Below are 20,904 nucleotides of genomic sequence, written 5' to 3' on the forward strand. Positions count from 1 at the left end.
GCGGAAGGTCTCACGGGTTGCCGGCGGGGTGGGCCGGATGCAGCAGACTGCTGTCGATGATGACGCCCGCTGCCTGTGCGTCTTCCTCTGCACGGCGTGCCTGGGCTTCGTACAGCCGCCAGTAGGCGCCCTCTTTTTCCATCAGCTCGTCGTGCGGGCCCACTTCCACTACCTCGCCCCTGTCCATCACCACCAGGCGGTCGGCCTTGCGCAACGTGGACAAGCGGTGGGCAATGGCAATGGTGGTGCGGCCTTGCACCAGGTTGTCGAGCGCCTTCTGGATTTCTTTCTCCGTCTCGGTGTCCACGGCCGAGGTGGCCTCGTCCAGGATCAGGATGCGTGGATCGATGAGCAGCGCGCGCGCAATGCTGATGCGCTGGCGCTCGCCGCCCGACAGGCCCTGGCCGCGCTCGCCCACCAGCGAGTCGTAGCCATGCGGCAGGCGCAGGATGAACTCATGCGCATGGGCAGCGCGGGCGGCTGCCACGATTTCCTCGCGCGTCGCTTCGGGCTTGCCGTAGGCGATGTTCTCGGCAATGGTGCCGAAGAACAAAAATGGCTCCTGCAGCACCAGGCCTATGTGGCGGCGGTAGTCGGCCACGGCAAAGCGGCGGATGTCGATGCCATCCACCTGGATGGAGCCGTCGCTCACGTCATAGAAGCGGCTGATCAGGTTGACCAGCGTGCTCTTGCCTGAGCCGCTGTGCCCCACCAGCCCAATCATCTCGCCAGGGCGGATGTCCAGATCCAGCCCCTTGATGACCGCCCGGCTGCCGTAGCGGAAGCCCACACTCTGCATGCTGATGGCACCCTGCACCTTGTCCACCTTGACGGGCTGGGCGGGGTCGGGCACGTTGCTCACGTGGTCCAGAATGTCAAAAATGCGCTTGGCACCAGCGGCGGCCTTTTGCGTGACCGAGACGATGCGGCTCATCGAATCCAGACGCCCATAGAACCGCCCGATGTAGGCGATGAAGGCGGTGAGCACCCCCACCGTGATCTGGTTGCGTGACACCAGCCAGATGCCGAACGCCCAGACCACCAGCAGGCCAATTTCAGTCAGCAGCGACACGGTGGGGGTGAACAGGCTCCAAGTCTTGTTGAGCTTGTCGTTCACTTCCAGGTTGTGCTGGTTCGCGTCGCGAAAGCGCTGGGCCTCGCGCTTTTCCTGTGCAAAAGCCTTCACTACACGGATGCCGGGGATGGTGTCGGCCAGCACGTTGGTCACCTCGGACCACACGCGGTCGATCTTTTCAAACCCGGTGCGCAGGCGGTCGCGCACAGTGTGGATCATCCAGCCAATGAAGGGCAGCGGCACCAAGGTGACGAGAGCGAGCCACGGGTTGATGGAGAACAGGATGGCAGCCGTCATGACGATCATGAGCACATCGGTGACGAAGTCGAGCGCATGCAACGACAGGAACACGTTGATGCGATCCGTCTCAGACCCGATCCGTGCCATCAGGTCGCCGGTGCGCTTGCCGCCAAAGTAGTCCAACGACAGGCGCAGCAGGTGCTCGTAAGTCGTGGTGCGCAGGTCGGCGCCGATGCGCTCGGACACCAGCGCCAATATATAAGTGCGCGCCCAGGAGAGGCCCCAGGCCAGCAGGGCCGACAGCAGCAACCCGCCCAGGTACATCAGCACCAGCATGGGGTCGATCTGCTTGCCGTTCTGGAACGGGATCAGGATGTCATCCATCAGCGGGATGGTGAGGTAGGGCGGTACCAGCGTGGCGGCGGTGGATGCCAGCGTGAGCGCAAAACCGGCAGCCAGCTGCTTGCGGTAGGGCCTGGCAAAACGCCACAGGCGCAGCAGCACCCAGGTGGACGTTTGTGGCGGCTGGGCGCGGGCGCACGCGGGGCACTCGTCGGTATCTGGCGGCAGGGGCGTGTGGCAGGTAGGGCAGGCCGGTTCGTCGTCGTCCGTGGACACGTTACCCGCGCCCAGCGCCCGTTGTTGCTCGAACCGCTGCACCAGGCGCAGGGCTTGCGTGTGGTGGGTGAGCGTGAAACGCCACAGTGCCTGGCGCGCGGCGGGCGTGTGCAGCTCCAGCGCACCCACGCCCCCATGGTCGTGCAGGCGCAGGGCCAAGCCATCACCCAGGGGCCAACTGCGCCAAGCGGTGGTGCCGGCATCGCAGGCCAGCAGGCGCTCGGATGTCACCACCACCCAGCCCTGGGCAAACCGCAGGTCGGCGCTCAGGTCAACCTGCAACGTGGCCAGCACGTTCTCTTGAGGTGCGAGCATGGCCCGCAAATCGGCCCCCACGGGGCCAGTAAAGACACCCGAGGCGTCCACAGAATGGTGATGTTGCATTTTTGGTTGGTTGTACCGCCCGTGGCGGCTGGCGCCGACCCGGTCCGCGCAAGCGCGAATTCTCCCCGATCTGCCCGGGGCTACATGCCCGGGCTGGGGTGCATCCACCACTAACGCCCAAGCCCCGTTTCTGGCTGACACTGCCGAAACCGCTCCGTCTGACGCACAATCTCCGGCGACCTCTTTCACTGCACCGGCGCCGTCCGGCGCAGGCCACCCAACCGCTGAAATCCATGGCGAAACTCAACGACATCCAACTGCTTCGCATCAACTACCTGCGTGGCCCCAACATCTGGACGTACCGGCCCGTGCTGGAGGTCTGGCTGGACCTGGGCGAGCTGGAGGACTACCCCTCGCACACCATTCCGGGCTTCAATCAGCGCCTGACCACCTGGCTGCCCGCGCTGATCGAGCACCACTGCGGCGTGGGCGAGCGCGGCGGCTTCCTGCAGCGGCTGGAAGAAGGCACCTGGTGCGGCCACGTGCTGGAACACATCGTCATCGAACTCCTCAACCTGGCCGGCATGCCTACGGGCTTTGGCCAGACGCGCTCGACTTCCCAGCGCGGCGTGTACCGCATGGTGTTCCGCGCCCGCGACGAAAGCGTAGCCCGCGTGGCGCTGGCCCAGGGCCATGCGCTCATCATGGCGGCCATCAACGATGAAACCTTCGACGTGCAAACCGCCGTGGCCCGCGTGCGAACCGAGGTGGACGACCAGTACCTCGGGCCTAGTACGGCGTGCATCGTCACTGCCGCCACCGATCGCGGCATTCCCCACATCCGTCTGAACGACGGCAACCTGGTGCAGCTGGGCTACGGCGCCAGCCAGCGCCGCATCTGGACGGCAGAGACCGAATACACCAGCGCAATTGCCGAAGGCATTGCCAGCGACAAGGACCTGACCAAGACCCTGCTCAAGTCCTGCGGCGTGCCCATCCCCGATGGCCAGGTGGTGAACAGCCCCGAGGAAGCCTGGGAAGCCGCGCAGGACATCGGCTTGCCTGTGGTCGTCAAACCGTCCGACGGCAACCACGGCCGGGGCGTTACGCTCGACCTGCGCAAGAAGGAAGACATCGAGGCGGCGTACCACGTGGCCTACCCCGAGGGCAGCGACGTGATGGTGGAGCGCTTTATCCCGGGTGACGAACACCGCCTGCTGGTGGTCAACGGCAAGGTGGTGGCTGCCGCGCGCGGTGAGGTGGTCAGCATCACCGGCAACGGCCGCAGCACCGTGAAAGAGCTCATCGACAGCCAGCTCAACTCCGACCCGCGCCGCGGTTACGAGGAGGAGTACCCGCTGGAGATCATCGACATCGCCACCAACCTCAAGGTGCAGCTTGAACTGCAGCGCCAGGACCTTGCCGCAGACGCAGTGCCTGCCGCCGGCCGGCAGGTGGTCATTGAGCGCAACGGCAATGTCGCGGTGGATTGCACAGACGACGTGCACCCCGAGGTGGCCTATATCGCCCAACTGGCCGCCAAGGTCGTAGGCCTGGACATCGCTGGCATCGACATGGTGGCGCAGGATATTTCCAAACCCCTGCACACCCAGGGCGGCGCGATTGTGGAGGTGAATGCCGGCCCCGGCCTGCTGATGCACCTGAAGCCTGCCGTGGGCGCGCCCCGGCCTGTGGGCCAGGCCATTGTGGAACACCTGTTTCCCAGCGACGACAGCAACGATGCCGGCCATGCGGGCCGCATCCCGCTGGTGGGCGTGGCCGGCACGCGCGGCACGTCCACCATCACCAGGCTGGTGGGCTGGCTGCTGCATCTGGGCGGGCACCACACGGGCCTGGCCTGTGGCGAAGGCCTGTTCCTGGACCGCCGCTGCATGGACACCACTGACTGCACGCATTGGGAGGCATCGCACCGCCTGCTGATGAACAAGATGGTGCAGGCCGCCGTCATCGAAAGCAACGCCCGCACCATCCTGCGAGACGGCCTGGCCTACGACCGCTGCCTGGTGGGCGTGGTGACCGACATGGACGGCGCCGACACCCTGGCCGAGTTCGACGTGCATGAGCAGGACCAGATGACCAAGGTCATGCGCACGCAGGTGGACGTGGTGCTTTCCGAAGGCGCTGCAGTTCTCAATGCCGCCATCCCGCAGGTGGCCGACCTGGCCCCGCTGTCGGATGGCGCCGTGGTGCTGTACGCACAGGACAGCACGCTGCCAGTGATCGTGGAGCACCGCGCCAAAGACAACGGCCGCGCTGTCTTTGTGAAGAACGGCCGCGTGGTGCTGGCCACCGGCAGCGCCGAGCACGTGCTGGGTGCGCTGGCCGACCTGACCTTCGGCCGCAATGCCGTGGTGCCCGACACCGACGCATTGTTGGCCGCCATCAGCGCCGCGTGGGCGCTGGACATTGCCCCCGACCTGATCGGCGCAGGCATCAAGACCTTTGAGCCCGACCTGCCCGCCCCGGTGGGCCTGCCCTCCTGATGCGCTGCCCCACACACCGCGCCCCGCACTGAACGATCACTGAGAGAGACACCCATGGATGTATCCCGCACCCGGGCCCTGCGCGGCCCCAACCTGTGGAGCCGCCACATGGCCATCGAGGCTGTGGTGGCTTGCGCTGAAGACGAACGCGCCATGGCGCAGATCGACGGCTTTGAAGCGCGGCTGCGCGCCCTCTTCCCCGCCATCGGCGTGCTGCACCCCGAAGGTGGCGATGCCGACATCTCGCTGGCCCACGTGCTGCAGGCCGCTGCGCTGGCGCTACAGGCCCAGGCCGGCTGCCCCGTGACCTTTGCGCGCACCACGGCCACCACCGACGCGGGCGTGTACCAGGTTGTCGTCGAATACAGCGAAGAGGCCGTGGGACGCAAGGCGTTTGACTACGCGCAGCAGCTCATCCAGGCCGCATTGGGCAACGGCAGCTTTGACGCCGACGCCGTCATTGCCGAGCTGCGCGAGCTCGACGAAGACGAGCGCCTGGGCCCGAGCACCGGCTCCATCGTCGACGCTGCCGTGGCACGGGGCATTCCGTACCGCCGGCTCACGCGCGGCAGCCTGGTGCAGTTTGGCTGGGGGTCCAAGCAGCGCCGTATCCAGGCGGCGGAGATCGACTCCACCAGCGCCGTGGCCGAATCCATCGGCCAGGACAAGGATCTGACCAAGCGCCTGCTGCACGCCGCCGGCGTGCCCGTGCCACTGGGCAAGCCGGTGGAGACGGTGGACGAGGCCTGGGAAGTTGCCCAGAAGGTGGGCCTGCCCGTGGTCGTCAAGCCGCAGGACGGCAACCAGGGCAAGGGCGTGACGGTCAACATCACCGACCGCGCGCAGCTGGAAGAAGCCTTCCGCACCGCTGCCGAATACGGCACCGTGATGGTGGAGCGCTTTCTGCCCGGTCACGACTTCCGCCTGCTGGTGGTGGGGGACCAGCTGGTGGCCGCTGCGCGCCGCGAGCCGCCCCAGGTGCTGGGCGACGGCCAGCACACGGTGCGCGAGCTGGTGGACCTGGTCAACCTCGACCCGCGCCGGGGCGAAGGCCATGCCACCTCGCTCACCAAGATCCGCCTGGACGACATTGCCGTCGCGCGCCTGGCCATGCAGGGCCTTACGCCCGATGCCGTGCCGGCCAAGGGCCAGCGCGTCATCCTGCGCAACAACGCCAACCTGTCCACCGGCGGCACTGCCACGGACGTGACCGACGACGTGCACCCCGAAGTGGCCGCGCGCGCCGTGGCCGCCGCCCAGATGGTGGGCTTGCACATCTGCGGCGTGGACATGGTGGCCGAAACCGTGCTGCGCCCGCTCGAAGAGCAAGGCGGCGGTTTTGTGGAAGTGAACGCCGCCCCCGGCCTGCGCATGCACCTGGCGCCGAGCTACGGCAAGCCCCGCAACGTAGGTCAGGCCATGGTGGACAAGCTGTTTGCCCATGGCGACGACGGCCGCATCCCCACCGTGGCCGTGACCGGCACCAACGGCAAGACCACCACGGCACGCCTCATCGCCCACCTGTTCACTGCACAAGGCCTGCGTGTGGGCATGACCAACACCGACGGCGTATACGTGAACGGCCGCCAGATCGACAGCGGAGACTGCAGCGGCCCCAAGAGCGCGCGCAACGTGCTGCTGCACCCCGAGGTCGATGCAGCCGTCTTCGAAACCGCGCGCGGCGGCATCCTGCGGGAAGGCCTGGGCTTTGACCGCTGCACGGTGGCCGTGGTCACCAACATTGGCGCGGGCGACCACCTGGGCATGAACTACATCACCACGGTGGAAGACCTGGCGGTGGTCAAGCGCGTCATCGTGCAGAACGTGGCGCCCACGGGCTACGGCGTGCTGAACGCGGCCGACCCCATGGTGGCCGCCATGGCGCCATCATGCCCCGGCAAGATCATCTTTTTTGCTGCCGACCGCCATCACCCCGTGATGGCCACGCACCGCGCCCAGGGCCACCGCACCGTGTATGTGGACGGCGACACCATCGTGGCGTCCGAAGGCTCGTGGCGCGAGACCATCCACCTGCGCGACGTGCCCATCACGCGCAACGGCAAGATCGGCTTCCAGGTCGAGAATGTGATGGCCGCCGTGGCCGCCGCCTGGGGCGTGGACATGCCCTGGCAAACCATCCGCCGCGGCCTGTCGGGCTTTGTCAACGACAGCGACAATGCACCGGGCCGCTTCAACGTCATGGACTACCGGGGCGCCACCGTGATTGCCGACTACGGCCATAACCCCGACGCGATGCGCGCCCTGGTGCAGGCCGTGGACGCGCTACCTGCCAAGCGCCGCAGCGTGGTCATCAGCGGCGCGGGCGACCGCCGCGACGAAGACATCCGCGAGCAGACAGTGATCCTGGGCGCCGCGTTTGACGAAGTCATCCTGTACCAGGACGCCGCCCAGCGCGGCCGCGCCGACGGCGAGGTGATGGCCCTGCTGCGCGAAGGACTGGCTGGCACGCCCCGCACCACGCATGTCGAAGAAATTCGCGGCGAGTTCATCGCCATCGACACCGCCCTGGCGCGCCTGCAGCCCGGCGACCTGTGCCTGGTGCTGGTGGACCAAGTGGAAGAAGCCCTGGCCCACCTGGCCCAGCGCTGCACCGAAGGCGAGGCCACCGCATGAAGGCGCTACTGGCCTCGGCGGCAACGCTGGTGCTGGCGGGTGCGGCCCATGCCGCCGGCGAGAAGATCGGCACCGTGGACACCGCCTTCCAGTGGATCGGCCGCGACCACGACATCATCGTGGAAGCGTATGACGACCCCGCTGTGCAGGGTGTGACCTGCTACGTGTCCCGCGCGCGCGTGGGCGGCATCAAGGGCACGCTGGGCCTGGCCGAAGACCGCGCCGAGGCCTCCATTGCCTGCCGCCAGGTGGGCCCTATCAGCATCCCTGCACCCCTCAAACAGCAAGAAGAAGTGTTCAGCGAGCGCATGTCTATCCTGTTCAAGCGCCTGCGCATCGTGCGCATGGTGGACGCGCCGCGCAACACGCTGGTGTACCTGACCTATTCCGAAAAGCTCATCGACGGATCGCCCCAGAACAGCGTGACAGCAGTGCCGGTGGACCGGGCCACCGCCATCCCGCTACGCAAGTAGCGGGTGCACAGGCAAGCCGACAAGGTGCGCCGCCAAAAGCCAGGGGGCCCCACAGGGCCCCTTGGTCATTTATATGCGTCAAAATGGCCTCCAACGCTTATCCGTCAAGCGCTAGAAGCTATCAAAAACATAGCATTTCTCAGCCCTCGCCGGCAATCTGCCGCAGCGCCTGCTCGAACACTTCCACCGGCTGCCCGCCCTGGATCAGATGGCGGTCGTTCACGATGATGGCCGGCACTGAATGGATGCCATGCTGCAGGTAAAACTGCTCGCGCTCGCGCACCTCGTCGGCATAGCGGCCCGACACGAGCACCTCCCGCGCCTCGGCCGCATCCAGCCCCACCTCGCCCGCCACACGCACTAGCACATCGTGGTCGCCGGGGCTTTGGCCGTCGGTGAAATACGCCTTGAACAGAGCCTTCTTCAACGCGGGCTGCACGCCCTTTTCTTCGGCCCAGTGCAGCAGCCGGTGGGCATCAAACGTGTTGTAGATGCGGCTGCGCTTGTCCATGTTGAACGTGAACCCCAGCGCCGCCCCGCGCGCCGCAATGGCCTCCCGGTTCTTCTGGCTCTGCTCGGGCGTGGCGCCATACTTTTCTTGCAGGTGCTCGCCAATGTCCTGGCCTTCGGGCGCCATCTGCGGGTTCAGCTCGAAGGGCTGGAAATGCAAATCCAGCGCCACTTCGCCCTTCAACCGATCCGCCGCCTGCTCCAGCGCGTTGAGGCCGATGATGCACCAGGGGCAGGAGACATCAGAGACGAAATCGATTTTGAGGGTGGTGGGCATGGGAAGGTCTTGATGGACGAAAAAGCAGGATGGTAGGCGCGGCTGGGTAACCGTGGAGCGAGGGGGACTACTGGGTGGGGATGCCAGTGCCTTGGCGACCCGCTGCAATGTGGGCGGATCGTTGTGCACCAGCGCAGCCTGAGGCGATCGTCCTTCTAATACGATGACCCCCTCAAGACGTTGCATCGGTTCGCGGTTGCAGCGCGAAAACGGTCAGCATTCGCCAGATCGGCAACGGGAGACAGCAGTTGTCGGTCGAACTCCTCAAGCTCAAGCTGCTTCTGGACCCGCTGCGGCCAGTCCGCATGGGCAAGGGCTCCCCGGCCGAGTGATACCACGTCGGCATCACCCCGCTCCAGCATGGCGATGGCTGCATCCGGTTCATGCAGGGAGCCGTTGGCAATCACGGGAACCGAACCATGTCTGCGCGCAAGGGCCGACAGGCTGGGACCGTTGCTGAACGCCGGACGCCAAGCTTCGAACTCTGTCGTGTGCAGGTAGTCAACGGGTGCGGCGGACAGTGTTTCGAACACCAACGCTGCCTCCGATTCGCCACCGGTCCACTTGTGCTGGAAGTCGTTAACCTTGCCTTGAGAGACCCGGTAGCCAACCAAAAAATCGCGTCCTACAGCGGCACGTACGGCATAGATCGCCTCGACACCGAGCCGGAGACGACGCTCCAGCGAGCCGCCATACACATCGGTGCGTTGGTTGGTGTAGTCGGTCAGGAACTGGTCTAGCAGGTAGCCGTTGGCACCGTGGATTTCCACTCCATCGAACCCGACTTCTTTGGCACGAGACGCTGACAGCGCGAACCCCTCCAGTACTTCTTCTATCTCAGAAAGTGATAACTCCTCCGGGAGGCGATATCGGCCCTCGCCGCGATAGAAATTCATCTGCATTCCCTTGGGCTGGACTGCCGAGGGACCTTTTGCAGTCGATGCGTAGGCGCTGCCCTGGGATATCGCCCCGGCGTGCATCAACTGGGCGACGATCTTTCCACCGGCAGCGTGCACACGTTCCACCACTGCCCGCCAGGCCGCAGCTTGGCGGTCGTCTGCGATACCCGGCTGATGGAGGTAACCCTGCGCATACCGCTTGTCCGTGTAAACGCCCTCGGTGATCACCAAACCGAACCCACCAGCTGCGAACTCACCGTAGTACTCCGCCATACGCGCTGTTGCGTGGCCATAGGCCGTGGCGCTCACGCGGGTCATCGGCGCTACCGCCAAGCGATTCGCCAAGGACACAGAGCCCAGCGCGATCGGTTCGAAAAGCTTTGAGTTTTTCATCTCATCGCCCCCCGGGATCCGGTACAACGGCGATCGCTTCGATTTCGATCATCGCCTCGGGCGTGTAGAGAGCCCTGATCTCGGCGATTGTGTCAGCAGGGTAAGGTGCGGAGAAGAATTCGCGACGCAGGGTCACCACATCGTCAAAGTGCCCCATGTCGGTAACGAAGATGGTGACCTTGACAACGTCTTTCAGACTAGCGCCACCAGCCTTGAGGGCTCGGCGCAAGTTCGCGAACGCTTGGCGTCCCTGCGCCAGAAACCCTCCGGGAACCATCTTGCCGTTGTCACCGGCACCGGCCTGCCCGGAGATAAACAACCATCCATTGGATTTGATGCCCTGCGACAGCAGGAAAGGCTCGTAGGGGTCTGGATGCGTGACGACACGTTCGATCATGATGAATACCTCTCATTTGTTAATCCCCCGCGACCGTACGCGGCGAATGAGAGAAATTTATTGGTTCGACGCGCCAATGACAAAGGTTCATTTGTCAGCTGTAAGATGAGTCAATCTCATCCTTTTAGCGCAACGTACTTGCCTTTGACTTGCCATGCATCGTCGTGCACTCCCACTTTCAGCTCTGCGCGCGTTCGAGGCAGCGGCTCGCCTTGGAAGCTTCAAGGCGGCGGCCGAGGAGCTTTCGGTCACACCCACGGCGGTCAGTCACCAGATACGCGGGCTCGAAGAACTGATCGCCATTGCGCTTTTCAGCCGCCAGGCTCGGCGTGTTTCGCTGACCGAGGCTGGCGCCGGCCTCTACCCTGTGCTGCGCGAGGGCTTTGACTCCTTTCAGGCGGCGCTTGAGCGCCTCAACAAGGCTCGCCAGCGACCTCAGGTGGTCATCTCTGCGACCAACGCCTTTACCGGGAAGTGGCTTCTCCCGAGGATGGCCTCGTTTCGACGTGACCTTCCAGGGCTGGACCTGCAACTGCACGCCTCTGACGAAACCGTCGACCTGAACTCAACAGCCGTTGACGTCGCCGTCCGGTATGGCCGGGGCCCTTACCCGGACCTGTCGGCCGAACCGCTCTTCACGGACCGGTTTGCACCCGTCGCAAATCCCCACCTGGGCGTGCGCTCAGTGCGGGACTTTGCCCGTTGCCCGCTCATCCATTTCACTTGGCGGCGGGCTCATCCGCGCAATCCGACCTGGAAGCGCTGGTTCACCGAAGCACATCTGGCAGAAGAATCAGCCGCTGGCGAGTTGCGTTTCTCGGACGAGGGCCACGCAATCCAGGCGGCCGTCGCGGGGCAGGGAATTGCCCTGGTCAGCCTCGCCCTGGTCGAGGATGAATTGGCGTCAGGCCGCCTCCACCAGCCGTTCGGTCCCTCCATCGAGGGCCACACCTACCACCTGGCTGTGAGCAACGAGCGGCCGATATCGCCAAGTGCTCAAGCCGTGCTGGCCTGGCTCAAAGCGCAAGCGGCATCGCAACGTGAGACCACCGGCTAGGCGCCGAGGATGAACCCGGCCGCACTCCGGCAATACAACATCTCGGTCATCTCGTCAGGCAAAACAGCGGCGATCACTTCAAGTTTCGCAACTCCGTCTTCAACACCTTCCCATAGGCGTTCTTCGGCAGCGCCTCCACCCACCGGTATTCCTTGGGCCGCTTGAACCGCGCAATGTGCGCGAGGCACAGCGCATCCAGCTCCGCCCCTGCCACTGCACCGCCCTCCCCTGCGACCAGGTAGGCCACCACCACCTCGCCCCATTCGGCATCGCGCTGACCCACCACGGCGACCTCGCGCACCTGGGGGTGGAGCAGCAGCACCTCTTCGACCTCACGCGGGTAGATGTTGCTGCCGCCAGAGATGATCACGTCCTTGGACCGGTCCTTGAGGGTGAGGAAGCCATCGGCATCCAGCGCGCCCATATCGCCGGTATAGAGCCAGCCGCCCTGCAGCGTCTGCGCGGTGGCGGCAGGATTGTTCCAGTACCCGGGCATCACGGTGTCGCCGCGCACCACTACCTCACCCGTTTCGCCGGTGGGCACGGGCTGGCCTGCGGCATCGACGACACGCACCTCGACCAGCGACTGCGCCACGCCCACCGACACCATGCGTTGGGCCCAGCGCGGGTGGTCGCGGTCGGCCAGCTGGGAGCGCTGCAAGGCGGTGATGGTCATGGGGCTTTCGCCCTGGCCGTAGATCTGTGCAAAGCGGTTGCCCATCACGGCCAAAGCGTTGCGCAGGTCATCAGCGTACATGGGGCCGCCGCCGTAGACGATGGTCTTGAAGCCCGACACATCGGCGCCCGTGGCGCGCACATGGTCCACCAGGCGGTGCACCATGGTGGGTGCGGCAAACAGCGTGAGCTGGCCCACGCTGGCCGCCAATTGCACCAGTTCGGCCGGCTCGAACCCGCCCGACTGCGGCACCACATGCCGCTCGCCGCGCAGCACCTGGGCGTAGTTGTAGAGCCCCGCGCCGTGCGACATAGGAGCGGCGTAGACCATGGCGTCGCCGGGCAGGATGTCATCCACATCGGTGAAGTAGCAGGCCGTCATGGCCAGCAGGTTACGGTGCGTCTGCATCACGCCTTTGGGGCGGCCAGTGGTGCCCGAGGTGTAGAACAGCGAGGCCACGTCGTGCGGCGCGCGGTCGCACACGTCCATGGGCGCGTGGGCGACTGCGGCGCGGTATGCGTCGGAGCCAAAAACCAGGACGGCGTCCTGCGGCGCCCCGGCCTCGCGCACGGCGGGGGCCAGCGCTTCAGAGGTCAGCACCACGCGCGCGCCCGAGTCGGCCAGCACGTAGGCGAGTTCTTTGGCATGCAGCTTGTAGTTGACGGGTACCGACACGGCCCCAGCCCACAGGATGGCGTGCAAGGCCTCCAGGTATTCGGGCGCATTGGCGGCGTAGATGGCCACGCGGTCGCCCGGGGCCACGCCACAGCGCGTGCGCAGATGAGCGGCCAGCGCGGCGGTGCGGGCGGCCAACGTGCCGTAGCTCCACAGCACCTGATCGCCATGCAGCAGCGCGGGCCGGTGGGCGTGCAGCAAGGCGCTGCGGCGCAGCAGGTGGGCAATGTTCATCGGGCGCGCTCCAGAATGCTCACGTAGTTGGCCACTGCCGATCCGCCCATGTTGAACACGCCCGCCAGGGTGGCGCCGGGCACCTGCAAATCTCCTGCCTCGCCCATGAGTTGCATGGCCGACACCACATGCATCGACACGCCCGTGGCGCCAATCGGATGCCCCTTGGCCTTGAGCCCGCCTGACGCGTTGACGGGCAGGCGGCCGCTGCGCAGCACCGTGCCGTCTTCCAGCAGACGGTGGCCCTGGCCTGCGGGCGCCAGGCCCATGGCCTCGTACGTGAGCAGCTCGGCGATGGTGAAGCAGTCGTGCACCTCGGCCAGCGACAGGTCGTGCACCGCGCACCCGGCCTGCTGCAGCGCCTGCGCCCAGGCGCGCCGGGGGCCTTCAAAGTCCACCACGCGGCGGCGCGCCATGGGCAGGTAGTCGTTGACCTGGACCCGCGCCCGCAGGCGCACGGCGCGGGGAAAGTCGCCCACCGCATCATCGGCCGCCAAGATGATCGCCGCCGCGCCGTCGGACACCAGAGAGCAATCCGTCTTGCGCAGGGGCGCGGCAATCATCGGGTTGCGGTCGGACACGGTGTTGCAGAACTCGAAGCCCAGGTCCTTGCGCATGTGGGCCCAGGGGTTGAGCGCGCCGTTGGCGTGGTTCTTGGCGGCGATGCGCGCCAGGGTGGCCGAATGGTCGCCATGCGCGGCAAAGTAGTGCTGCGCGATGGACGCAAAGATGCCCGGAAAGCCACCAGGCGGGTTCCCCGCCTCGGCGGAGTAGCCGCAGTCACCCAGGATGCGCGTGGTCTCGGCGCCGGAGACAGCGGTCATCTTTTCGGCGCCGATGACCAGGGCGACCCGGGCGCGGCCGGCCTCAATGGCGTCGCACGCGGCATACAGGGCGGCCGAGCCCGACGCGCAGGCGTTCTCCAGCCGGGTTGCGGGCTTCCAGCGCAAGGCGTCGTCGCACTGCAGAGCCAGCGACGAGGCAAACACATCCGGCGTAAAGCCGCCGTTGAGGTTGCCCAGCCACACTCCATCCACGGCCCTGCCGTCCACGCCCGCATGCTGCAAAGCCTGGCGCCCGGCGCGGATGATGAGGTCTTCCAGCCCCATCCCGTCCAGCCGGCCAAAGGGCAGGTGTGCCCAGCCCACGATTGAAACGCCCATGTGCGTCCTCCGTCAAAGAAACCACGATGGGGCCACTGTAGGCATGGCGCGCGCTGTCGCACAGTCGCCCAACTACCCAAGGGAAAACCCGGTTGGAAGGGCACGTGCTGCCCCTGGCTGGCAAATCCCCCACGACCTGTGGCGTTGAAACCGGGTTGCCTAGACTGCATATGCCCCATCTACGCCGCCGTGGCTTCTGCGCTTGACGGCTTCATGGACTTTTCATCGCACGCCCTCGCGGGCCCCACCTATGACACTGGACCAGCAAAAATCCATCCTCACCATTGCCCTGCTGGCTGCGTTTGCAGACGGCCACAAGGACGACACGGAGCGCGACGAGATCCGTCGCATTGCGCAGTCCTTGGCCAGCGACGCGGGTATGGCCGACCTGCCGCGCATCTATCAGGACGTGCTGCTCAAGCGCACCACGGTGCAGGCCGCTGCCGCCGGGCTCACCGACTCCGCGCTCCGCCAGCTGGCCTACGAGATGGCCGTGTGCGTGTGCGACGTGGACGGGCGTCAGAGCCCCGCCGAGCGGGAGTTTCTGTCGCACCTGAAGTCGGCCCTGCAACTGGGCGCCCCGCAGACGGCCGCGTTTGAGCACGAGGCCGATGCCCTGGTGGAGGTGGCCGAGACAGCCGTGCCGATGGCGGTGCCGGTTGCTGCAGCTGCTGGTACTGCCACCGCCTCCGCCACCGCCGCTGCGGCGCCCACGGTCGCCACGGCCTCCAGCGCGGAGCTGGACAAATCCATCCTCAACTACGCCCTGCTCAACGGCGCGCTGGAGCTGCTGCCGCAGTCTTGGGCGTCGATGGCCATCATCCCCATGCAGGTGAAGATGGTGTACGGCATTGGCAAGGCCCATGGCGTGGAGCTGGACCAGGGCCACATCAAGGAGTTCATCGCCGCTGCCGGCGTGGGCATGACGTCGCAATACCTGGAGCAGTTTGGCCGCAAGCTGCTGGGCGGCCTGCTGGGCAAGGCGGCGGGCAAGACCATCGGCCGCATGGGCAGCGCAGCCACGGGCATGGCGTTTTCGTTTGCCACCACGTACGCGCTGGGCCAAGTGGCCAAGCGCTACTACGCGGGGGGCCGGGTGATGAGCACCGCCATGCTGCGCGAGACTTTCCAGAACCTGCTGGGCCCCGCCAAGCAGATGCAGACCCAGTACCTGCCGCAGATACAGCAAAAAGCCGCCACGCTGGATGCGGGCCAGATCATGGCGATGGTGCGGGGTGGGTAAGGCCACGGCAAGAACTATCAATTTGATAGCTGCTAGCGCTTGATGGATAAGCGCTACAGGTCATTTTTATTAAAACTTTTCCGCTCAGCAGTCAATACTTGGCAGCACGCTGCTGTGTGCGAGCAACACGACCTGTGATGTCTCAGCGCCGTGGCCTCACACGCCGCGCTGGCGCGGCGGTGCTGCGTGACAGAATCGGGCCATGCGCGCCACCACGGACCCTGCAGACTCCCTGATCCCGGCCATGTCGCGGAACTCCCCTTCCGACAACGCCATGACGGCGCTGTACCGCGTGGCGCTGGGGCCCGTCAACACCGACCGCTACCTGCCCATCTTTGCGCGCTTTGACGCCACCGGCCGCACGACCACCAGCTGGAACTGGGCAGCCTGTCTGGTGACGCTGAACTGGATGGTGTTCCGCCAGCTGTGGAGCGCGGCGCTGGTGTACGTGGCCGCGGCGGAGGGCCTGGCGCTCGTGGTGTTTGGCCTGGGCCGCTCTTTTCTGCAGTGGCCGCAAGGGGTGGAATGGGGTGTGCTGGGCGCGTTTGCGCTGTTGGCCTTTGCAGTGCCCGGGCTGTATGGCAACGCGCTGCTGCATGCCGACATCCGCAGGCGCATAGCCCGCGCACTGGCCGCGTCTCGCACGGTGCCGGAGGCCTGCACGCTGCTGAACCAGCAGGCCAGCTCCCGCAAACGCCTGACCACGGTGGTGCTGGCCAACGTGGTGATCGCCGCTGCCGCTGCGCTGGCTTATCTGATGCTGCCCCGCGCAGGCTTTACGCCGCCGGCCTGGGAGCAGCGCGCGGTGACGGTGGCCGATGCAGCGTCGGCAGCCCTGCCGGCGGCGTCCTTGCCAGCGTCACCAGCCGCACCTTCACTCACGGTGTCGAACGAAGCGTCTGTACCGTCCACGCCTGCGTCATCGGCGGTGCCGGAGCCCTCGGCCCTGCCCGCTCCGCCGCCCTCTTCGCTCGCCGCTGGCCCAGTGCCAGCTGCCTCCGCACCGGCCCTTGCAACCGCGTCCGCGCCCGCGGCTGCAGCGCCTTCCAAGCCTGCACCGCCGCCCGCGCCCAAATCGCCCGCGCCAACGGGCGCAGCCGCGTCCACCCCCCCGTCGCCTGCGACCTCTGCCTCGACCAAAGCCCCTGCTGCCAATCCCGACGCTCCACGCACCGCCGCGCCACGCACCGCAAAAGCACCGGCGGCCCCTGCGGCCGCATCTTCGTCATCGCCAGCCTCATCCGCCGCCGCCGAGGCCCCAGCGTCCGCACCTGCGCCCGTGGGCAGCACGCCGGGCTACTACATCAATGTGGGCCTGTTTGCAGACGAAGCCAACGCGCGCAAGGCGCAGGCGCGGCTGCTGAACGAGGGCCTGCCGGCTTTTCGCCAGGAGCTGAATAGCGCAAGCGGCCGCCGCATCCGCGTTCGGGTGGGCCCGTACGACACGCGCGCCAAAGCCGACGCGGCGGCGGCTTCCATCCGCGCGATGGCACTGGACGCAGTGGTGTTCCGGCAGCAGCGCTGAGCCGCAGCACCGCGCGCTGCTGAGCAGCTTGCGCCTGCGCCCGCGTCCTACGCCAGCGCACCGGCCATGCCGACACGCCGCGCACGGCCCTGGCTCGTACGCTGTGCGAGCGCGCCGCCTTGAACCCCAAACACACCGGTGGCGCTGTGCATACCATGCCTCAGAGACCACCTGCTTCATCCTCCGCGCCCCGCTTGATCACCCCCCGCCACGTTGCGCTTGTCGCCGCCGTGGCTGCGGGAGCCCTGCTGACCACGGCCTGCGCACCGTGGCGCCTGTGGAGCACCGCCGAACTGGCGCGCGACGCGCAGCCCTACACCGCCCATCCGGCCAATCCCACCCGCCGCGTGCTGGTGGTGGGTGACAGCACCGCCGTAGGCACCGGCGCCACATCGCCCGTGCAGAGCCTGCCGGGCCTGATCGGCCAGCACCACCCGCAGTGGCACATCGATAACCTGGCTGCTAACGGCGCCAAGTTTGCCGACGTGGTGCAGCAGCTGGAGCGTGCCGAGGCCGGCTACGACCTGGTCCTGGTGCTGGCTGGCGGCAACGATGTGATCCGCTTCACGCCGCCCGACACGCTGCGCCCGCAGGTGCAGCGCACGGTGGCATTGGCCCGCCAGAAAGGCGAGCGTGTGGTGGTCATGCCCTGCGGTGACGTGGGGAACGCGCCGTTTTTCAAGCCCCCGCTGTCGTGGGTGATGTCGCGCCGCTCCGAGACACTGCACACGCTGGTGCAGCAGGCGGCAGCCGGGCAGCAGGTGCGCTATGTGCGCCTGTTGCGCCCCCGCAGCCAGGACCCGTTTGTGACGCGCAGCAAGGAGTTGAACGCAGCAGACGGCCTGCACCCCAGCAGCGCAGGGTACGAAGAGTGGTACCGCGAGTTGGTGGCGCAAGGCGGGCTGGCAGGCATGGGGCACCGGTAGGCGCCCGCCCTGCAAACGCAGCCCTTAGCGCATCAGCCGGGGCCGGCATGCCCCAGCCACCCACACACTCCGTCGATGACCCATTGGGGGTCGTCCAGCGGCAGGTCGTGGCCCGCGAAGGGGTGCATTTGCAGAGGGCAGCCCCAGGCCCGCGCAAGGGCTTGCGAACATCGGCTTGCCACCAACTGGTCATGCTGGCTGGCCAGCAGCAGCACGGGCACGGGGGGCGCCTGGATCGGCGCGCGGTAGCTGGCCGCCGCAATCAACTGGCACATCGCGTTGGCGGGCGACACCGGCCTCTGCGCGCGCACTGCGGCCCACGCCTCCAGCACCGCTCGGCGCTCGTCCACGCGGTTGCTGGTCAGGCGCAGGATGATGTCCTCTGCCGCCAGGCCGCTCGTTTGCCAATGCCACGCCAGCCGCAGCAGCGTCCCCAGGTTGCGTACGCGCAGCCGGTGGTGCACGGGGCTGAAGGGCCGCATGCTGGTGTTGATGAGCACGCAGCCCGCCACCTCGTGCGGCGCGCTGTGGGCCCATTCGGCAGCGACCATGGCGCCCAGCGACATGGCCAGCAGGTGGTAGCGCGGCGGAGGCTCCGAGGCGGCCGCCGCACCACCGGCGCTGGCATGCGGGCGCCCATGTGCGCGCTGCGCAAGCGCGCTGCGGCAGGCCTGTACCATGCCGTGCACCGTCGTCGCAGACTGCTGCCGGTGCCATGCGCCGTTGCCGGGCAGGTCCAGCGTGCGCACGGTGTCGCCGGGCAGCGCCTGCTGTAGCCGCTGGGCGAAGTCGCCCCAGTGCGCGGCCTCGCGCGTCAGACCGCGCAGCAGGATCCAGTGGCGGGGGGTGTGCTGTGGCGTCATCACGTGATGCAGTTGGCAGGTCAGTACCAGGCTGCCAGCGCCTCGGCCCGGCGCTGCGCGCGCTCTTCGGGCGCTGGCAGCCAGCGCGCGTGGCTGCATGCCGCACGCGACAAAAAGTCCAGCAGTGAAAGGTGGCGGCGCAGCACGCGCTGCTGGCGGTGGCTGATGAGCGGGTTGAAGATACCGTTGCGCGAGAACAGCTGCCGCGGGTTCTTCTTGATCCACAACCACGACCCCATCTCCAGCGTCAGCGGCAGGAAGGTGTGCGCAGGCAGATCGTTGCAAGCACGCAGGTACAGGTGGTCCCACAGGTCGCCGTGCGCCAGGTACTGCGCGCTTTGCGGCTCGATGACGTACTGGTGGTTGCTGTAGGCCTGCAGGTAGATCTCCTGCAGCGCATGCAGCTCGGCCAGGTGCGGGATGGGCTTGCGCGTGTGGGCGTACGGAAACCACAGGCGGTCTCGCGCGCCAAAACCCGAGTGGCAGTCCAGCGCCATGCTGAAGGGCCGCGCCAGCAACTCGGCCTCCACCACCTCGCACAGCGCCTGGCTCTCCTGCTCCATCGGGTCGCCCAGCCCCCCGCGGTACCACGGCAGCCCGGCGCTCAGGCGCTGCCCGCCAATGCCCAGGGGCACCCGATCCACGGCGTCCACGGGCGCATTGCGCATCAGGTCCACGCCACGCAGGTTGGCGCGCGTGCCCGCCCACATGCCTCCCGGGTTGACCACCGGCATGAAGACTAAGCGCACGCGTTCGAGCTGCTGGTGCAGTGTGGTGTCCCACTGCAGGCGCATGACCAGACTCTGCAGATAGGCCAGCACCACCTGCGCGCCAATGCGCTCCAGCCCATGCACACCGCCGAAGAAGCCCACCGCCGGCACGTCCAGCGCCGCGTTGCCAATGCCAATGGCGTACACGGGCAGGCGCGCGCCCGTGGCCAGCTCCACGTGGCGCACGGTGTGCACCTGCAGGTGGGGTCCGCCCAGCTCAATGATTTTTTCCAGCGCCTGAAGCTCGGCCAACATGCAAAGTGGGTGGGGTAGATGGCGTGAAGGCCGGTGGACGAAGGCGGTGTGCGTGGTCGCGGCCGCGCAAGGATAGCCCTGGCCTGTCTGCACGGGAAGCCCCGTGACGCAGGTGTGTGGATTCAGCGAAACGACGCGAAACCGTCACACAAGCGCGCTACCTTGCGGGCAGTCTCAACCTTCCGAAAAGAGGTGCGCCATGCTCTGGAAATTGCTCGGATTGCAGCGGCTTTTGGACGAGCTGTTCGACGAACGCGGGTGGCTGAGCCTGGACCTGCCTCGCACCCACGAGTGGACGCACGACGATGTCCCGGCCGCTGCGCAGGACTGAGGCCTACCGCTGGGCCGTAGGGCTGGGCCTGCTGGCCTGTGCCGCCACCTGGGGCTTGGTAGAGCTGGTGGCGCTGCAGCGCTCGCGTTACCAGCTGTGGCGCGCGCGGCAGCCCGCTGCACCACTGCGCTGACGCCACTGCCTTGCGACTTTTGGCGGAATCCGCACCGCAGCCGCCACCCACCGCGCAAGCTGCCTGCGCGACAACAACAGCCGCCTCTTCGGTTGCTCACGCCAGGCCCGCAATGGGCCCGCAGCGCATGGGGCTAGGGCGTTCGCGGCATCGCCCCTAAAATCCGGTGCCCCTCCCGAAAAATCGGGCGGGCACCTTTCAACCCTGAACAACGAAAAACTTCCATCACCATCATCATGGCAACTGCAAAGAAGACCCCTGCTGCACCCGCAAAGAAGGCCGCTGCTCCCGCAGCCAAGAAGGCCGCCCCCGTGGCCAAGAAGGCCGCCGCACCTGCAAAGAAGGCCGCCGCCAAGCCTGCTGCCGCCGCACCCGCAGCACTCAAGCCCATCAAGGCTGCTTTCAACAAGACCACGCTGGTGGCCCACCTGGCTGAACAGTCGGGCGTGGAACCCAAGGCCACCAAGGCCGTGCTGGCTGCACTCGAAGCCGCCATCCTGGGCTCCGTGCACAAGAAAGGCTCCGGCGAGTTCACTCTGCCTGGCGTGCTGAAGATCGGCCTGCAGCAAGTGCCCGCCAAGAAGAAGCGCTTTGGCAAGGACCCCTTCACCGGTGAAGAGCGCTGGTTCCCCGCCAAGCCCGCATCGGTCAAGATCAAGACCCGCGCGCTGAAGAAGCTGAAGGACGCAACGGTCTGACCCGGCTGCGC

18 protein-coding genes are annotated in these 20,904 nt (G+C 66.8%); 10 read left to right on the forward strand and 8 right to left on the reverse strand.

From position 1 onward, the window contains the following. Positions 1–10: 10 nt before the first annotated feature. Positions 11–2,317, reverse strand: coding sequence for an ABC transporter ATP-binding protein (locus ACK4HJ_RS01825; RefSeq protein ID WP_409827152.1), 2,307 nt, complete (start codon positions 2,315–2,317; stop codon positions 11–13). 233 nt (positions 2,318–2,550) lie between these two features. Here ACK4HJ_RS01825 and cphA (ACK4HJ_RS01830) point away from each other — a divergent pair, with 233 nt between their 5' ends. Genes cphA (ACK4HJ_RS01830) through ACK4HJ_RS01840 form a run of 3 tightly spaced genes read left to right on the forward strand, consistent with a single transcriptional unit; the run spans position 2,551 to position 7,868 of the window. Further along, the gene (gene cphA / locus ACK4HJ_RS01830; protein ID WP_409827154.1) at positions 2,551–4,761 is read left to right on the forward strand and encodes a cyanophycin synthetase; all 2,211 of its coding nucleotides are present in this window, start codon (positions 2,551–2,553) and stop codon (positions 4,759–4,761) included. Positions 4,762–4,815: 54 nt separating this feature from the next. Beyond that, the gene (cphA, locus tag ACK4HJ_RS01835; RefSeq protein WP_409827155.1) at positions 4,816–7,395 is read left to right on the forward strand and encodes a cyanophycin synthetase; all 2,580 of its coding nucleotides are present in this window, start codon (positions 4,816–4,818) and stop codon (positions 7,393–7,395) included. Further along, positions 7,392–7,868 (forward strand): CreA family protein, encoded by a 477-nt coding sequence (locus ACK4HJ_RS01840; protein WP_409827156.1) that lies wholly within the window; start codon positions 7,392–7,394, stop codon positions 7,866–7,868. The genes cphA (ACK4HJ_RS01835) and ACK4HJ_RS01840 overlap by 4 nt, the downstream gene beginning before the upstream one ends. A gap of 139 nt (positions 7,869–8,007) precedes the next feature. On the opposite strand, the gene ACK4HJ_RS01845 is transcribed toward ACK4HJ_RS01840, so the two are convergent. The 3 genes from ACK4HJ_RS01845 to ACK4HJ_RS01855 form a co-directional block, all read right to left on the reverse strand. After that, positions 8,008–8,655 (reverse strand): DsbA family oxidoreductase, encoded by a 648-nt coding sequence (locus ACK4HJ_RS01845; RefSeq protein WP_409827158.1) that lies wholly within the window; start codon positions 8,653–8,655, stop codon positions 8,008–8,010. A gap of 155 nt (positions 8,656–8,810) precedes the next feature. After that, the gene (locus tag ACK4HJ_RS01850) at positions 8,811–9,947 is read right to left on the reverse strand and encodes an NADH:flavin oxidoreductase (RefSeq protein WP_409827160.1); all 1,137 of its coding nucleotides are present in this window, start codon (positions 9,945–9,947) and stop codon (positions 8,811–8,813) included. A gap of 1 nt (position 9,948) precedes the next feature. Continuing rightward, positions 9,949–10,344 (reverse strand): RidA family protein, encoded by a 396-nt coding sequence (locus tag ACK4HJ_RS01855; protein WP_409827162.1) that lies wholly within the window; start codon positions 10,342–10,344, stop codon positions 9,949–9,951. Positions 10,345–10,498: 154 nt separating this feature from the next. On the opposite strand from ACK4HJ_RS01855, the gene ACK4HJ_RS01860 reads away from it, so the two are divergent. After that, on the forward strand, positions 10,499–11,401 hold the full coding sequence (locus tag ACK4HJ_RS01860) for a LysR substrate-binding domain-containing protein (RefSeq protein ID WP_409827164.1): 903 nt from the start codon (positions 10,499–10,501) through the stop codon (positions 11,399–11,401). Positions 11,402–11,474: 73 nt separating this feature from the next. On the opposite strand, the gene ACK4HJ_RS01865 is transcribed toward ACK4HJ_RS01860, so the two are convergent. Next, entirely contained in the window at positions 11,475–12,986 is a 1,512-nt protein-coding gene (locus tag ACK4HJ_RS01865; RefSeq protein ID WP_409827166.1) for an AMP-binding protein, read from the reverse strand. Beyond that, positions 12,983–14,149, reverse strand: coding sequence for an acetyl-CoA acetyltransferase (locus ACK4HJ_RS01870; RefSeq protein WP_409827168.1), 1,167 nt, complete (start codon positions 14,147–14,149; stop codon positions 12,983–12,985). Before ACK4HJ_RS01870 ends, ACK4HJ_RS01865 begins: the two co-directional genes overlap by 4 nt. 250 nt (positions 14,150–14,399) lie before the next feature. On the opposite strand from ACK4HJ_RS01870, the gene ACK4HJ_RS01875 reads away from it, so the two are divergent. The 3 genes from ACK4HJ_RS01875 to ACK4HJ_RS01885 all read left to right on the forward strand — a co-directional run bounded on the left by ACK4HJ_RS01875 (position 14,400) and on the right by ACK4HJ_RS01885 (position 17,843). Then, positions 14,400–15,392 carry a YcjF family protein gene (locus tag ACK4HJ_RS01875; protein ID WP_409827170.1) on the forward strand — a complete coding sequence of 331 codons (993 nt, stop codon included), beginning with the start codon at positions 14,400–14,402 and terminating at the stop codon, positions 15,390–15,392. Positions 15,393–15,594: 202 nt separating this feature from the next. Next, the gene (locus ACK4HJ_RS01880; protein WP_409827172.1) at positions 15,595–16,917 is read left to right on the forward strand and encodes an SPOR domain-containing protein; all 1,323 of its coding nucleotides are present in this window, start codon (positions 15,595–15,597) and stop codon (positions 16,915–16,917) included. Between the two features lie 194 nt (positions 16,918–17,111). Next, positions 17,112–17,843 carry an SGNH/GDSL hydrolase family protein gene (locus tag ACK4HJ_RS01885; protein WP_409827173.1) on the forward strand — a complete coding sequence of 244 codons (732 nt, stop codon included), beginning with the start codon at positions 17,112–17,114 and terminating at the stop codon, positions 17,841–17,843. A gap of 32 nt (positions 17,844–17,875) precedes the next feature. Here the strand turns inward: ACK4HJ_RS01885 and ACK4HJ_RS01890 are convergent, their stop codons facing one another. Together ACK4HJ_RS01890 and ACK4HJ_RS01895 are read right to left on the reverse strand one after the other, a co-directional pair. Further along, positions 17,876–18,706 carry an alpha/beta fold hydrolase gene (locus ACK4HJ_RS01890; RefSeq protein ID WP_409827176.1) on the reverse strand — a complete coding sequence of 277 codons (831 nt, stop codon included), beginning with the start codon at positions 18,704–18,706 and terminating at the stop codon, positions 17,876–17,878. A gap of 20 nt (positions 18,707–18,726) precedes the next feature. Further along, positions 18,727–19,731: a M14 family zinc carboxypeptidase gene (locus tag ACK4HJ_RS01895; protein WP_409827177.1), complete on the reverse strand. Its 1,005-nt coding sequence runs from the start codon at positions 19,729–19,731 to the stop codon at positions 18,727–18,729. Between the two features lie 199 nt (positions 19,732–19,930). On the opposite strand from ACK4HJ_RS01895, the gene ACK4HJ_RS01900 reads away from it, so the two are divergent. The 3 genes from ACK4HJ_RS01900 (at position 19,931) to ACK4HJ_RS01910 (ending at position 20,893) form a co-directional block, all read left to right on the forward strand. Further along, a complete protein-coding gene (locus ACK4HJ_RS01900; protein ID WP_409827178.1) occupies positions 19,931–20,062 on the forward strand; it encodes a hypothetical protein in 132 nt (43 codons plus the stop codon). Next, positions 20,037–20,195 (forward strand): hypothetical protein, encoded by a 159-nt coding sequence (locus tag ACK4HJ_RS01905; RefSeq protein ID WP_409827180.1) that lies wholly within the window; start codon positions 20,037–20,039, stop codon positions 20,193–20,195. Before ACK4HJ_RS01900 ends, ACK4HJ_RS01905 begins: the two co-directional genes overlap by 26 nt. 236 nt (positions 20,196–20,431) lie before the next feature. Next, entirely contained in the window at positions 20,432–20,893 is a 462-nt protein-coding gene (locus ACK4HJ_RS01910; protein ID WP_409827182.1) for an HU family DNA-binding protein, read from the forward strand. Positions 20,894–20,904: the final 11 nt, after the last annotated feature.

It is taken from the genome of Acidovorax sp. (assembly GCF_046294525.1).
GTDB lineage: Bacteria > Pseudomonadota > Gammaproteobacteria > Burkholderiales > Burkholderiaceae_C > Acidovorax.